The organism is Nonomuraea sp. B10E15 (assembly GCF_039871615.1).
In the GTDB taxonomy this organism is placed as follows: domain Bacteria; phylum Actinomycetota; class Actinomycetes; order Streptosporangiales; family Streptosporangiaceae; genus Nonomuraea.
In genome coordinates this window covers 287,125-301,340 of sequence record NZ_JBDPMB010000007.1, presented here as the reverse complement: position 1 = coordinate 301,340, position 14,216 = coordinate 287,125, and the positions used below count along the sequence as shown (strand labels likewise).

The 14,216-nt window shown below is 67.1% G+C and carries 9 protein-coding genes and 1 pseudogene; 3 read left to right on the top strand and 7 right to left on the bottom strand.

Annotated features, from left to right (window positions below; genetic code table 11):
* Nucleotides 1-31 precede the first annotated feature (31 nt).
* The 4 genes from ABGB14_RS22720 to ABGB14_RS22705 all read right to left on the bottom strand — a co-directional run bounded on the left by ABGB14_RS22720 (nt 32) and on the right by ABGB14_RS22705 (nt 6,483).
* Complete coding sequence (locus ABGB14_RS22720; protein WP_347645822.1) at nt 32-1,252, bottom strand: pitrilysin family protein; 1,221 nt, start codon at nt 1,250-1,252, stop codon at nt 32-34.
* Nucleotides 1,249-2,517, bottom strand: coding sequence for a pitrilysin family protein (locus tag ABGB14_RS22715; RefSeq protein WP_347645821.1), 1,269 nt, complete (start codon nt 2,515-2,517; stop codon nt 1,249-1,251). The genes ABGB14_RS22720 and ABGB14_RS22715 overlap by 4 nt, the downstream gene beginning before the upstream one ends.
* 1 nt (nt 2,518) lies before the next feature.
* Complete coding sequence (lanKC, locus tag ABGB14_RS22710; protein WP_347645820.1) at nt 2,519-5,104, bottom strand: class III lanthionine synthetase LanKC; 2,586 nt, start codon at nt 5,102-5,104, stop codon at nt 2,519-2,521.
* A gap of 785 nt (nt 5,105-5,889) precedes the next feature.
* Entirely contained in the window at nt 5,890-6,483 is a 594-nt protein-coding gene (locus tag ABGB14_RS22705; RefSeq protein ID WP_347645819.1) for a WHG domain-containing protein, read from the bottom strand.
* Between the two features lie 65 nt (nt 6,484-6,548).
* Between ABGB14_RS22705 and ABGB14_RS22700 the strand changes: the two genes are divergently transcribed.
* Together ABGB14_RS22700 and ABGB14_RS22695 are read left to right on the top strand one after the other, a co-directional pair.
* Nucleotides 6,549-7,046: an FBP domain-containing protein gene (locus tag ABGB14_RS22700; protein ID WP_347645818.1), complete on the top strand. Its 498-nt coding sequence runs from the start codon at nt 6,549-6,551 to the stop codon at nt 7,044-7,046.
* Nucleotides 7,047-7,256: 210 nt separating this feature from the next.
* Complete coding sequence (locus ABGB14_RS22695; RefSeq protein WP_347645817.1) at nt 7,257-10,127, top strand: BTAD domain-containing putative transcriptional regulator; 2,871 nt, start codon at nt 7,257-7,259, stop codon at nt 10,125-10,127.
* Nucleotides 10,128-10,312: 185 nt separating this feature from the next.
* On the opposite strand, the gene ABGB14_RS22690 is transcribed toward ABGB14_RS22695, so the two are convergent.
* The 3 genes and pseudogenes from ABGB14_RS22690 to ABGB14_RS22680 form a co-directional block, all read right to left on the bottom strand.
* Nucleotides 10,313-11,410 carry a hypothetical protein gene (locus tag ABGB14_RS22690; protein WP_347645816.1) on the bottom strand — a complete coding sequence of 366 codons (1,098 nt, stop codon included), beginning with the start codon at nt 11,408-11,410 and terminating at the stop codon, nt 10,313-10,315.
* 760 nt (nt 11,411-12,170) lie between these two features.
* Nucleotides 12,171-12,377, bottom strand: a pseudogene (locus ABGB14_RS22685) (transposase); the annotation flags it as partial.
* Nucleotides 12,378-12,657: 280 nt separating this feature from the next.
* Nucleotides 12,658-13,092: an Rrf2 family transcriptional regulator gene (locus ABGB14_RS22680; RefSeq protein WP_347645815.1), complete on the bottom strand. Its 435-nt coding sequence runs from the start codon at nt 13,090-13,092 to the stop codon at nt 12,658-12,660.
* A 126-nt stretch (nt 13,093-13,218) separates the two neighbouring features.
* Between ABGB14_RS22680 and ABGB14_RS22675 the strand changes: the two genes are divergently transcribed.
* Nucleotides 13,219-13,968: an SDR family oxidoreductase gene (locus ABGB14_RS22675; RefSeq protein ID WP_347645814.1), complete on the top strand. Its 750-nt coding sequence runs from the start codon at nt 13,219-13,221 to the stop codon at nt 13,966-13,968.
* Nucleotides 13,969-14,216 lie beyond the last annotated feature (248 nt).

The window sequence follows — 14,216 nt, the reverse complement described above, 5'->3', positions numbered from 1 at the left end:
GCCGGCGGCGGCGCCTCGATCGCGAGGTCATCTATGCCTTGAGGTCATGCTTGTCACCGACGAGGACAGCGGTGGCGGCGTCAGGCCGGAGGAACTCCCTCGCGAAGTCGCGCACGTCCGCGGGGGTCACCTTGGACACCTCGGCGAAGTGCCTTCGGGGCCACTCCGGTGGCAGCCCGTTGCGCGCGAGTTGGAAGACGAGTTCGGTGAAACCGGCCTGCCCCGCCGTCTCCAGCCGCATCCCGCCCAGGAGGTGTCGCTTTGCGTGATCGAGTTCGTCCGGGGAGGGGCCGGTGCGGGCGAGCTGCGCCAGATCATCCCTGATGATGTCCAAGGCCGCGCCGGCCACCGAGGGCCGGACGTTGGTGGCGATGGCGAGAGCGGGGCCGAGAGGGGCGGCGGTCAGGGTTGACTTGACCCAGTACGCATACCCCTTTTCCTGACGTAGCCGGTGTGTCAGCCGCGAGGAGAAGTACCCGCCTATGACCAGATTGGCGAGGGCTGCCGCGGGGAACCGTGGATCGCCGCGACTCACGCTGGGCAGCCCGACGATCAGGGCGGTCTGGGCCGCTCCCGCACTGTGGACCGCACGTGTCGTTCCCCGGGCAGGAGGCTCGGCCGCGCCCGGCGGTCGCACCTGTTTCCTCGGCAGGCCGGAGAAGGCCAGGTCGGCGACCTCGAGCATCTCATCCAGCGGCCGCGGGCTGGAGACCACCAGGACGGCTCCGCCGGCCAGGACATGGTCGCGCTGGAAAAACCGCACGTCCTCTCCCGTCACCTTGCACACGGCGTCCACCTCTGGAGACAGCACGGCCAGCGGGTGATCCCCGTACATCTGGGCCAGCAGTTCCTGCCATGCGACACGACCGGGCACGCCGTTGCCGAGCTGGAGGCCTCGGGCCAGCTCCTGGCCGGCCCGTCGTACGGCTTCCTCGTCGCAGCGGGGATCAGCCAACGTCTCGCTCATGGCCGTCAGGCCGATGTCGAGATCGTCTGGGAGCCCTACTCCCTCGATGGTCAGCGCGTCGGTGGCGCAGGCCCCGGAGAGATGGAACCTCGTTCGCTCGAAAAGGTCGTCGTCGAACATCGCGGCCGAGGCGATGGAGCCGGCGGCCAGGTCCGAACCCCACACGGGGATGGACAGGTGTAGCAATGCCAGCGGGAACCGATCCCGGTGCACGGCGGTGACGGTCAAGCCATTGTCCAGCTCCACGGTTCTTGACCGGGGGTGGACGATCTCGTCCGTTGTCAATGCTGCCCCTCGTTGACGAGTTCGATCGACAGCTCCGGCTGGCTCAGGAGAAGCGTCGCCGCCTCGGCCAGGTCGCCGGCTGTCAGTGATCGCTGGATGTCGCTTGCCGCCAGCGCGGTGGCCGCGTCATCGTGCAGGAACTCCGCACGGGCGAGCCGCCGGGACCGCGTGAGCGGGGAGTCCAGCGCCTGATGCAGGATGATCCGCTCGTGCGTGCGCAACGTCTCCAGCGTGCCGTCGGGCACCCCACCGGCGGCGACGTTCTCCAGCTCCTGCTGTAGCAGCTCCGCCACCCGGCAGGCGTGGATGCCGGGACCGATGCCGTAAGCGGCGAGCATCGGAGGAGAAAGGCAGTACGACTCCTGACCGTACATGCCGAGTGAGATTTGGAGGCGGGTGTCGACGGCTGGGCTCGATCTCCAGCGGTTGTTCGCACTCAGTTGCAGCACGGCCGCGAGCACCTGGAACGCGCCGTCGAGGTCTGGGCCGGTGCGGGTGGCGGCCCTTCGCGCCACGGCGCAGGCGGGCAGGGGTACGGACGGCTCGAAGAGACGGTGATGCCCACAGGCGTTCGGGTCGATCTCGATCGGCCGCGCTGTCGGCTCTGTCCCCGGGGGAATCTCGCCGAAAAGGCGTTCGATCGTGTCGGGAAGGTGGTCGTCCAGCTCTCCCGAAAGGGTGAGAATGGCGTTTGCGGGCGTGTAATGCTCGGCGAAGAATCTCTCGGCTTGCCGCAGCGTCAGCGCGTCGATGTCCTCGAGAAGTCCTGCCGGTTCGTACGCGGCGGCCATGTCGTCGAACAGCAGAGGGGCGAGCCATCTCCAGGGCAGGTGCCGGAAGGGGTGGTTCTGGCCGGTCCGCACTTCCTCTTTGACGACGTCGCGCTCCGTCCGGAAGGAATCCTGCGAGACCGTGAACCCCTTCATACGGTCGGCTTCCATGGTGAGGATCTGCCGGACGCTGTGGGCGGGGATTTCCTGGTAGTACTCCGTGAAGTCGAGGTGGGTCTGCCCGTTCACGCGCCCGCCCAGCCCCAGGACGGTGTTGAAGTGCGACAGCGGGCCGAAGTTCGCGGATCCCTGGAACATCAGGTGCTCCACCAGGTGGGCGAGACCGTTCTGGTCGGGCCCGTCCCACGCGGCGCCGACACCGTACACCGTGGTGATCGCTGCGGCGCCGAGCCTATCGTGCCGGTCGAGGACGACCCGTAGTCCGTTCGGGAGGACGATGCGCTCGACATGGGCCGCTTCGGTGATCGCCTTCATGTCACTTCCCCCTGGCGATCAGGTAGTCGGGGAGGAAATTGCGGTTTCCACCTCCGTCCAGCAGTCGTGTGATGAAGAGCAGCGCTCCGGCGGATCCGGTGAAGAGGTCGGAGCTGACCGTCCGCAGATTCTCGCCGGGCATGTGAAGCAGCCCGTCGTACTCGACGCGGTACAGCGTCAGTACGCCGGCGGCCTTCTCGGCGGCTCCGTGCCAGAGGCTTTTCTCCTCCGGCAGGAATTCGGCGCAGTCGAGAAGATACATGCCGAGCCCGGCCAGGCCCGATGCGAGGGTGGGCCAGAGCACCCACCGGTTCGCACAACCGTGGGCCAGCGCTCTCGCCTGATCGAGCATCTCCTGGTCGTCCAGGGCCACCCCGTATCGTAGACACGCGGTCCCGAGGCCGGCTGAGCCGGACTCCCAGTAGGGTCCCATCCGGGGGGAACCGGTGCTCGCGGGGTCCATCAGTGCCTGGAGGCCGTCGTCGTCCCGGATCGACACGGTGTGAGGAAGGACCTTCGCCAACCCCTCCCGTCCGATCTCCGCGTGACGCTGATCGCCGTCGACGATGCTCAGGTAGAGCAGGAAGAGCGCGATACCCGGGGCGCCACCGGTGAATCCGGGAATCACATTGTCGACCGTCTGGCTCCGCAGCCCGCGTTCGGCCAGCTCCGCCATCTGCCGGGCATGGTCGAGGTAGCGCTCATCTCCGGTGCGCTCATAGAAGTGCAGACAGGTGAGCCCGGTTCCGGCCGCTCCGGAGCCGAGGCTCACGTCGCCGCCCACCTCCGTGGAACGGCTTCGTACGAGCTCCATCAGCTCCTTCGCGTCGCCGGGGCGCTCGAGGTCGAGGAAGGTCCAGGCGATGCCGGCCGTCCCGGTGTAGAGCCCCGAAGAGAGGACCTGTGCTTCGAGGTCCTGCCGGCCGAGCCAGTCAGCGAGCTCACCCCCCGGCCCCGCGGGCAGCGCTCGGAGGATGCCCGCCGCACCGTAGGCGACGCAGTACCGATTGGTCTCGAACACCTGCTTGGCCGCGGGGGAGACCGGTATGTTCGCTCTCTCCGGGTAGCGCAGGGACTTGAGGATGCCGTCCTGAAGCCGGTCCCGGAACTCACGCAGGTCGAGCTGCTGGGCCCTGCTGGAGCCGTCCCTGTCGTCGATCGAGAGCTTGGGCTCCAGCAGTGAGACACGAAGTCGTTCGATCTTGGCCGGGTCGGGGCGGTCGCGTCCGGCGACGACGTCGATCAAGGGCTTGACCTGCGCGTGAATGCCCAGGCGCAGCGCGGCGGAGCCGATCAGCCGCTCGTACGTGCTCTCCGACCAGGTGACGAGCTGGCTCGTGCTGATGATCCGGGACAGAAGTGCGGCTGCCAGCCCGTAGTAGTCGTCCGCGACATTGGCCGGATCGCCCTTCTGGTCGTCCTTGCTGGCGAATCCCGGCGTCCTCATCGCGGAAGAAGGCCGGCCGATCCGCGTGGCACCCTCGAGGTCGATGAACCGGACAGAGTCGAGTTCCTCGTCGACGACGATGATGTTGCTCGGCGACACGTCCCCGACGACATAACCGAGGCTGTGAATGCGCTCCATCGCCTCCAAGGCGGCTCGCCACAGCCGCGCGCTCCGGAGGAGGAAGTCACCTCTGTGCTGCTCGACGTCGCGCAGGAAGTGTGGCGGTTGGTGCCATCGGCCGAGAGTGGAGAGCGGGCGCCCCGTGACAAATTCCTGCACGAGAAAGAAGTTCTCCCACTCGTGGAACGAGTCGATGTAGCGCGGCGTCACCTTGCTGCCGTCCAGCTCCTGCAGAATGTGCGCCTCTCTGCGCAGCTGCTCGACGGCATCGCCGATCCCGTCGATCCAGTTCGTGCCCGGACGCGCCTCCTTGATGACGACGCGTTCGCCTGTGAGCGTGTCGTCGGCGAGATAGGCACCGCCTCGTGATGTCTGCGCCATCGCGTGAGTGACCCTGTATCGCCCCGCCCGCAGGTGGATCTCCTGCGGTGGAGCATCCAAGGAGTCGTCCTGCCCGAACGGATCGCTCACCCACGGAGGCGCGACGTAGTACGGATTGCGCTCGTCGACGTAGTCGGCACCGTCCGGCGTTCGGATCACTGCCACCTCGACGCCGCCGACGCCGGTCTTCTTGGTGGACTTGATGCCGCCGTAACGGTAGTAGAGACATCTGCTGTCGCGATATCGACGGTCGGACAGGACGTACGGCCCTCTGAATTCCTGGAGCTCCGGATGGAGGTCTTTGAGCACCTGCTTGAAATGTGCCTCGTCGACGGGGTAGATCGTGATGAACTTTCCTGCGCCGCCACGCGGCCACATTTTGCCGTTCATGAGGCCGAGAATGGTCGGATCCAGGGCGAACTTGAACGCGACGTCGTGGTCCCCGCAGTAGCGGCTCACTCTCCTCAGGACGTCTTCGGCGTGTGGCGGGATGCTGGAGACGTGGATCTTCCAGCCCTGCTCGACCGTTCTGGTGCGCGGCCCGTAACACGAATACCAGGAATTTTCCCTGAAAATGGTCCAGCTGTCTCCGAGAATATCGGAGACGATGTCCCGGTAGTCCGGGGAGATGGTGAACATGTTCGGGGAGGAAAACTCCGGCGGAGGGGCGACCTGACGATTCATCTGCACTCTCCTGTGACGGAAAACTGGATATGTCGACGTGAAGAGAAGAGACCTATGAACGGCCTTCGCGTTCGGGAGCGGGAAGCACGCGACTCCCGCAACACCCGAACGCGAAGGCCGTCACACGCCTACGGTCGTCCCGTCACGCGCGGCGGGCTCGGCGGCGGATGATCATCGTGAAGGGACGATGTCATGTCCGTGCCGGCGAAAGGAGCGGCGTGCTACAGGGCCAGCGTTGTGACGTTGGCGCCGTACCGCTGGCCGTCGTCGCCCTCCGCTGCGAAGTACGACCGGTCACAGCATGCGGCAGAGCTTCCGCCGCTGGTGCAACTGCCCAATCGCGTCTCGATACCGCTGATGTGATCCTGGAGCGACGCGTTCTTGATGCCAGCCTCCGGCTCGATTCCCAACCTCTGCAGGGCGAGTACCTGTGTTCCCACGGTTTTCCTCTCGTCATGGCCCGTGGCGTGCCGGCGCCGTATGACCGGCGCCGGCCGACGGGCGGTGTCGTTGTGGAGCTGCGATGGATACTTGCTCGCCCAGCTATATGCCGGATATACACCCCATTTATCCCGCGCGCTGAAGAGTCACGCGAAACCTCCGCTGCACCGCAGAACAATTACAGGACTTCTCGCATCAGCTGCCGACGCGAGCACGCCGCACCAGCGATCTCTGGTCCCGCGTCGCCGGGGGCATAGGCGGCCGCCGCGCCGCACTCCTACATCAGGGCCGGTGAGCGCTTACGGTCGGGGGCGGCTGTCAGGCGGGGTGGCGGAGCGGGCTCGCAGGGCGAGGTCGAGGGTGTCGAGCGTCCAGGCCCAGGAGGCGTCGGTGTCGCGCGGGGTGTGGCTGAAGGAGCCGGCCGCTTCCAAGCTGACGTATCCGTGGATGGCGCCGCCGAGGAAGCGTACGGCGTCGGTCTGGCAGGGTTCGGGCAGGTCGTAGCCGCGCAGCAGGGCGCGCAGCATCTCGGTGTGGCGAGGGCCGGCGCTGCCGGCGGCGGTTTCGGGATCGAGTTCGTGACGGGAGGCGGCGTAGCGGCCGGGGTGGGTTCGGGCGTAGTCGCGGTAGACGCCGGCCAAGGCGGTCAGGGCGTCCTTGCCGGCGCGGCCGGCGATCGCGGCGGCGGTCTGGTCGGCCATCTCCTGCAGGGCCAGCAGCGCCACCCGTACCTTCAGCTCGCGGGCGTTGCGGATGTGGGCGTACAGGCTGGGCTCCTTCACGCCGAGGCGGCGCGCCACCGCCGAGCCGGTCACGTGGTCGAAGCCGAGCTCATCGGCCACCTCGGCCGCCGCGCGGGTGAGCCGTTCGGCGGTGATGCCCGCGCGTGCCATGACGACCTCCACTAAGCAAATTAATGTTTTGCCTAATTATATTAGGATGGCATAGCGTGCGGGACATGAGACCGATGGCAGAGAGCGATATCCGCAGTTCGTTCGTGAACTGTTCCAAAGGCGAGGCCAAGCGGCTGGGCCTGCCGGCGGGTCTCGCCGAGCAACCATGGCAGGACCTCGACTTCCTCGGCTGGCGCGATCCCGGGGCACCCGACCGCGGCTACGTGGTGGCCGAGCGCGAGGACGGCCACCTGGTGGGGATCGCGTTGCGGGCGGTCCAGGGGACAGCGCGGGGCTTCGCCTCGCGCAGCATGTGCTCGTTGTGCCTGACCATCCGCCCCGGGGGCGGGGTGGCACTGATGAGCGCGCGGCGCACCGGGGAGGCGGGGCGACTGGGCAACACCGTGGGCCAGTATTTCTGCTCCGACCTGGCCTGTTCCCTCTATACACGAGGCAGGAAGCAGACGGCGGGGGGCGACTTCGGGGAGACCCTGACGGTGCAGGAGCGGGTGGCTCGCACGCGGGACAACCTGGCCGCCTTCATCGCGAAGGTGGTCGCGTAGGCCAGGCGGCCGCCGTCAGCGGTCCCTTCCGGCTCCCGTGCGAGGGCGGCGAGGAGACTTCGTTCTGCCCGGAATGTCACGGGTCACGAGGCATGTTCCGCGCCGACCAGCATGGCCAGGTGGGCGGCGTCGCCGAGCAGGGTCCCCCCTGCGCTTCCCCTGTAGCCTGGGGCCTGACTTGCAGTATCTGCACATTTGCAGGAGGTGGGCGTGCGGTTCAAGGTGCTGGGTCCCATCGAAGTCGAGACTGAAACCCGCTTCATTGACCTTGGGCCGCCGAAGCAGGTGCTGGCAGCTGCGGTGTTGCTGTGCCGAGTGGGCCAGGTGGTCACAGATGACCTGTTGGTGGACGTGCTGTGGAGGGATGAGCCGCCACCGAACGCACTGGGCAATCTGCGCCTGTACATCATGCGACTGCGCAAAAGCCTCGGGAAGAGTGTCATCGAGCGCAGCGGCAACGGATATCGGTTGTGCTGTGAGCCCGGCCAACTGGACAGCCAGGAATTCTTGACGCTTGTCGACCAGGCGAGGAAGGAACGACGACCAACCGAGGCAGCCGACCGGTACAGAAAGGCGCTTGCCCTGTGGCGGGGCCCGGCCTTCGGGCAGCATGCTGAACATGCGGTGCTGGCATCGACCGCGCGATGGTGGAATGAGCAAAGACTCACCGCCATCGACGAGTGGATGCAGGTACGTATTGATTTAGGGGAGCATGTCGCACTACTCCCCGAACTGAGCCATCTGGTCGCGCAATACCCGCTGCGTGAAAGCTTTCACGGCCACAGGATGCTCGCCCTGTACCGGTCCGGGCGGCGGGCCGAAGCTCTTGACGCCTACCAGGCGGTGCGAGAGACGATTGCGGACGAGCTCGGTGCGGACCCCTCCCAGCAGCTGAAGGAGCTCCATCAGGCCATCCTCACCGACGATCCGTCCCTGGCACCTGCGACGGAACTCCGCGCGGAAGCAGATCGAGTGGTGCCTCACCAGTTACCAGCCGACCTACCCAGCTTCACCGGCCGTGCAGGTGATCTCATACGGCTGTGCAACCGGCTCACGCAAGAGACCGGGACGATGGTGATCTCTGTGCTCAGCGGCGGTGGCGGAGTCGGCAAGACCTCGCTCGCCGTACGCGCCGGTCATCAGGTCGCCGAACATTTCCCCGACGGAACACTCTACGTGAGCCTGCAGGGGTTCACTCCCGACAGCAAACCGCTCGAACCGATCCAAGCCCTGGGGTCGATGGTGCGCTCCCTCGGTGTGGACACCGAGAAAGTACCCACGGACCTGCATGAAGCAGCGGCCCTGTTTCGGTCGCTGACGTTCGGCAAAAGACTACTGATCCTGCTGGACAACGCTTACGACAGCGCGCAGGTCCGTCCGCTGCTGCCGGGCAGTCCCACGTGCGCCGTCCTCATCACCAGCCGGCGGACCCTGTCCTCCCTAGATGGGACAGACGGCCATTCGCTGAACGTCCTACCCTGCGCCGAGGCGTTGGAGCTGCTGACTCGGCTGCTCGGCGACGAACGGATGGACGGCCAGGAGGAAGATGCCGCCCGGATCGCAGCATTGTGCGGATATCTTCCGCTGGCGCTCAGCATCGCGGCAGCCCGGCTGAACGCGCGCACGGAATGGCCCCTGAAGAAGATCGCCGACCGGCTCGCCGTGGAGGACAGGCGGCTCACCGAACTGCAACTGGAAGATCGGGCCGTCCGAGCCAGTATCGCCGTCAGCCACCAGGACCTGAATCATCTTCACAGCAGAGCATTCCGGCAATGCGCCCTGCCCGACGGCCCCGACCTGCCAGTGGACGCCGCAGCAGCGTTGCTGGATATGCCCGAGCCCGACGCCGAGGACCTCCTTGATGATCTCGTCAGCCTGGGGCTGGTCGAAAGTCCCTCTCCGGGCCGATATCGCTATCACGACCTCGTCCGCCTGTTCGCCCAGGAACAAACCGCCGAACTGGACTCCCAAGAGGACCGGGACAAAGCCCTCCACCGTGTGCTGGCCTTCTACACCACCAGTACGGTGGCCGCGGTCGGCATGGTGTCCCCGAACTGGGTCATGCCCGGCTCCCTCCTCCCAGCCGAGCACCCCGGCCGGGCCCACCGAGACCCGGCTGCCGCGCGAAAGTGGCTGCACGAGCACGCTACGCACATGATCGGTGCCGTCGCGCACGGGGCCAGACGCCCTCGCTCGTTGCCCCTGGCCGCAGACCAGCTCTACCTCCTCAAGTGGATGGCCTATTCCGGAGCAGGCACGACCGGTATCGTGTCGACCGCTCTCGCCGTGATCGAGAGTGCCGTCCGCACGGGAGACACCCGCAGCGAGGCACTCGCACGTCGGATCCTCGGCGGCGTGTACTCCGATCGGCCGCCTCTCGCCGAAGCCGAACCTCACTTGAAGCGGGCAGCCGAGCTCTCCCGCGTTATCGGCGATCAGCAGTTGCTTGCTGACACGCGCTACGGTCAGGGGCGACTTCACCTCCGCCAAGGGCACCTGACGGACGCAGTCGCGGCACTGACCGAGGCTGCGGAGCTCTGCAAGCATCTCGACCGGCCATACGGCGAAGCCGTAGCTCTTTCCATCCTGGCCCAGACCTATGTCAGAAACGGCCAACATGACCGCGCGCTGGACGCCATCGAAGATGCCTATGCTGCGAGTCACCGTAGCGGTTCCTCCTCCGCGCTCGGGCTTGCCGCCCATATGCGCGGCACCCTTCTGAGCGAGATGAACCGCCCCTACGAGGCCATCGAATCTCTCAACGAGGCGCTGCGGGTCTTCGCTGCGGAAGGTGCGCAGTACAACGAGAGCGACGTACTGATCGATCTCGCCAAGACGTACCGCCAGGTGAACCAGCACGATGCGGCCATCGACACCGCGACGCGGTGCGTGGCGCTCGGCCGTAATACCGGCAACGAACTCGTCATCGGACGTGCCCACGCCGCCATCGGGCAGTCTCTCAATGCGCAGGGCCGGCGAGAAGAAGGGCACGCACACTTGAGAGATGGCCTGGCAATCCTCGAACGGCTGGGCGCGCCAGAAGCAGACCACATTCTCACGCTTCTCGCCACGGCGGAATGAGAAGCCCGGTCCCGCGCTGTACTCTCGGGCCCGTTGAGGCGCCCGGATGCCAGGCGCACTCCTGTTTGTCGGCCAACATCGCGATCCTGCCCACGTCTCTCAGGGCGTCCCGTCAACCTGTGGTCGCCCTGAGAGCTCCAGTACCGAGACCGGACGAGGTCGTGCGCCGGCATGGCACCCGTACCTCAGGAGGCCTTCCACGTCACGGGCTCGGCTCCCTCGGCGGTGGAGGAGAAGGTGACGGTGACGGGCTTGTCGCCCTGGTCGACGAGGTACACGCCGCACTGCTGGACGCTCTTGCCGGGCTGCACCATGCCGTAGGGCGCGGAGGATGGGCAGCCCTCGGGGCCGTTGCTGCCGATCGCGATGAGGGTGAGCTTGCGCAGGGTCTGGCCGCTCTCGGTACGCAGGAAAACCGCGCTGTCCATGCCCGGGTACAGCTTGGACGTGCCGTTGTTGCGGTACGCGAGCGTGACGAAGTACACCGTGGCGGCCTTCTGCCTGGCGCTCAGCTTGTACTCGGCGAGCGCGCCTGCGCCGGCCTTGCGCACGCTCTTCAGCGTGACGGTCAGCGGCACGTCCTTGTCCTTCGTGTCCTTCCACGTCACCTGGGCCGGCTCTCCCGCGGCCAGCACGCCACCGCCGATCTCGCCGCCCTCCACCTTCCACGTCCTGGTGGCGGACTCGTCGCTGTAGGAGACGGTGGCGGGCTTGGCGTCCTCGGGCAGCATCACGACCCGGCACTCGGTCGCCGCCTGGCCGGCCGTCAAGGTTCTCGGGGCTTTCGTGCCGATGCACGCCTCCAGCGGGCCGGTGCCGGGCGAGGCCAGGGGGTTGCCGCTGAAGAACGAGACGGCTTTGCCGGCGGTGCCGTCGGCGAGCGCCAGGCGGAAGTTCCTGACGGCCATGGCGGGCTCGACCGTACCGGAACCGGTGTTGGTGATCGACACGGTGAGATAGTGCGGCACCATGCCGCGCATGTCGTCGTCGAGCCGTACCCCGTCGAGGTCGTCCACCGAGCCACGCGTGAGCAGGGTCGGGTTGAGCGTCAGCTTGTGCACCTTCTTGGCGCGGTCGGTGTAGTTCACTCGCCGCGGTGCGGTGTCGAGCGTCAGCGGGGTACCGGGCGACGCGGGCTTGTCCGCCGCCTGCGTCTTGTCCGCCGCCTTCGGCTTCTCGCCGCTGGCGCTCTCGCTGGTGCCGGCGCCTCCACAACCGGCCAGGAGCAGTGCGAGAACACCCGCCCCGGCGATGGTGCTGATCCGTCGGCTGACGCGCTGCACTACGAACCCCCGTCGTTCCTGACTCCCGTTGCGAAGGACCACCCTAAACGTGACCTGCACCGCTCCTCCGGTCGGTGCCGACACCGCGGCATGACCAGCCACCTCGACACCCAATCACCGCACGGCAACCGCCGCCTGACCAGCTCCACCTGCTGGCGAGGGAACCTGTAGGCGTACCGCTCCCCGCTGTCCACGACAACCGGCAGAGCCGCGACCCCACAAGCGCGCGCGGGCACCACGCCGCGGCGCGGGACGCGGGTCGTTCGACAGGGCGAATCATGCTTGACCGAGACTGTGCTCTGGCCTTCGATCACGCGGATTCGCACATGCAGAGTTGAAGCGGCGTATCCACGGCAAAGGGTCGCCCGGACCAGTCGCCGAGGCGCTCGACGAGCCGAAGGCCGCCGAGGGAGACGAGCAGCGGCAGTTCCTGCGGGAAGTTGCTCCTGATGTCGAGCGGTGCGACGACGAAGTCGGGCTCGGAGTCAGCCGAGAGGTACCACGTCCCGCGTGTTACTTGCGCGGGCGCGTCGTAGATCTCAGCGACATCGACGCTGACGTTGCCACGGTCAGGATCCATGAACGACTCGCGGGTGCGCCGCACGCCGTCGGCTTCGGCAAGCAGGCGCACGCTCGGGTTGAACACATCGAAGACGAACCGTCCTCCAGGCGCCAGATGTCTTCGAACCGACCGGAAGCAGCTCACCAGATCCTGCTGATCCAAGCGTGTGCGCCGACGGCGTGTCTGCCGGTGGCTGCGTAGCAGGATACGGGCCTGGTAGTGCCGGTGGTTGCGGTAGCCGCGTCCGGTGCGCTTGATGTGCCCGACCGCGGTGTTCGCGGCCTCGGTACGGGCGTTGGTGACCCGGGTTTCGACGAAGGTCTCGATCTCGTCCCACCAGTCGTCGATGGTCTCCCACTGTCGCCAGGCCTCGGGCAGGTCAGCGGCCACGGCGGTGATGCCGAACAGACCCCGGCCGGGTGTCGGGGGTGTCGAGGTCGGCATCCCGAGACTCTCGAGTGGCACCTCGACGAGGTGTTCGTGCGCACGTAGGCCGAACACCCGAGGAACAGCCATCCCTGGATGATGTGCCCTGGGGACTGGTGGAGAGTCTCCGGCATGCGCCGAGTTCGATGGAGGGATCCTGCCTTCCGGCATGTCTGCCGGCACGCCTCAAGAAGCCCTCGATCGTGCCTGCGATCTCTATCTCAGTCGCTGACCCCGAAGGACTTACGGGCAGGACCACTCAGCGAGGTGCTGCGAGGACATCCCGGAGTACATCCTCCAGCGTGACGCGGGCAAGCTCGCGCCGGAGGGTCTCCTCGATGCCGTCGTAGATGCGCTGCATCGCCGGCTGGATGCCGTAACCCACCACGCATCCCGGGTCCGGGGCGGCGCGGTGCAGCGCGAACAGCGGGCCGGGTTCCACCGCCTCGTACACGTCGAGCAGCGTCATCGACTCCAGGTCGCGCGCCAGCGACCAGCCCGCACCCACCCCGCGCCGGGACTCCACGAGCCCCGCCCTGCGCAGGTCGCCGAGCAGCCGCCGGATCACCACGGGATTGGTGCTCGCGCTGGTCGCGATCTGCTCGGAGGTGGCGACCTCATGGCCCTGGCGCTGGTAAAGGCCGACCCAGGCCAGCGCGTGGGCGGCGATGGTCAACCTGCTGTTGGCGCTCATGAACTCGTTCCCCTCGATCGCAACCTCGATCTTACGGCTCCTGTCGTAACAACTAAGGTTGCAACAAGCTGTCGTAACCATTATGGTTGCGACAGTTGGAAGATGGTCAACCGTGAGGTGAGAAGAATGAACAAGCCGCTGACGGGCAAGGTCGCCTTGGTCACCGGAGGGTCCCGCGGGCTGGGAGCCGCGACCGTACGACTGCTTGCCGAGCAGGGCGCCGACGTCGCGTTCACCTATGTCAACTCCGAGAAGCTGGCGCAGGCCGTCGTCGACGAGGTACGCGACAGGGGAGCGAAGGTCGCCGCGTTCAAGTCCGACCAGGCGGACACGAGCCAGGCGCCGGCGCTGATCGACGACGTGGTGGCGCACTTCGGTGGCCTGGACATCCTCGTCAACAACGCGGCGATCGGGGTGAACGGCACGGTGGACGACCCGGATGCCGACACCGCCGCGCTGGATCGGATGCACGCCACCAACTACCTCGGGGTGATCGCCGTCATCCGGGCCGCTTCCCGAGTGTTGCGCGAGGGCGGCCGCGTCATCACGGTGAGTTCCGGGTTCGGCACTCGAGTCGGCGTCCCGGGCGTGGCCGACTACGCGGCGACCAAGGCGGGAGTCGAGCGGTACACCATGGGCGTCGCCCGCGACCTCGGCCCCCGGGCCATCACCGCCAACGTCGTGGAAGCCGGGCTGATGACGGGCGGCATGGAGCCGCCCGACCCCGAAACCCTCAAGGCCCTGCTCAGCTCGCTGTCCCTGCAGCGCATGGGACACCCCGACGAGATCGCCGCGGCGATCGCCTTCCTGGCGAGCCCCGCTGCGTCGTACGTCACGGGCGCCGTGCTGGACGCCCACGGCGGCTACAACGCCTGAGCCGCAGCGCCGTCGGCGCGCCCCATGCTGGAACGTAGGGGGTGGTGGTGTATCCCGGTTCACAGTAGGCGAAAAGCGCGACCCCAGCTGCCATCGAACCTGCCAGAGCGCTCACCGCCGTCCAGTTCAGGCGCGAGCCTGCACACCCCCCCCCGCGCTGATCCGCTTCCGGTCATGTCCTCATCGTGGCCGAGCCGCCGAACTCGGTCCAGGATGACTCCTGCAGAACTTCTCGATCTGCTGACAGC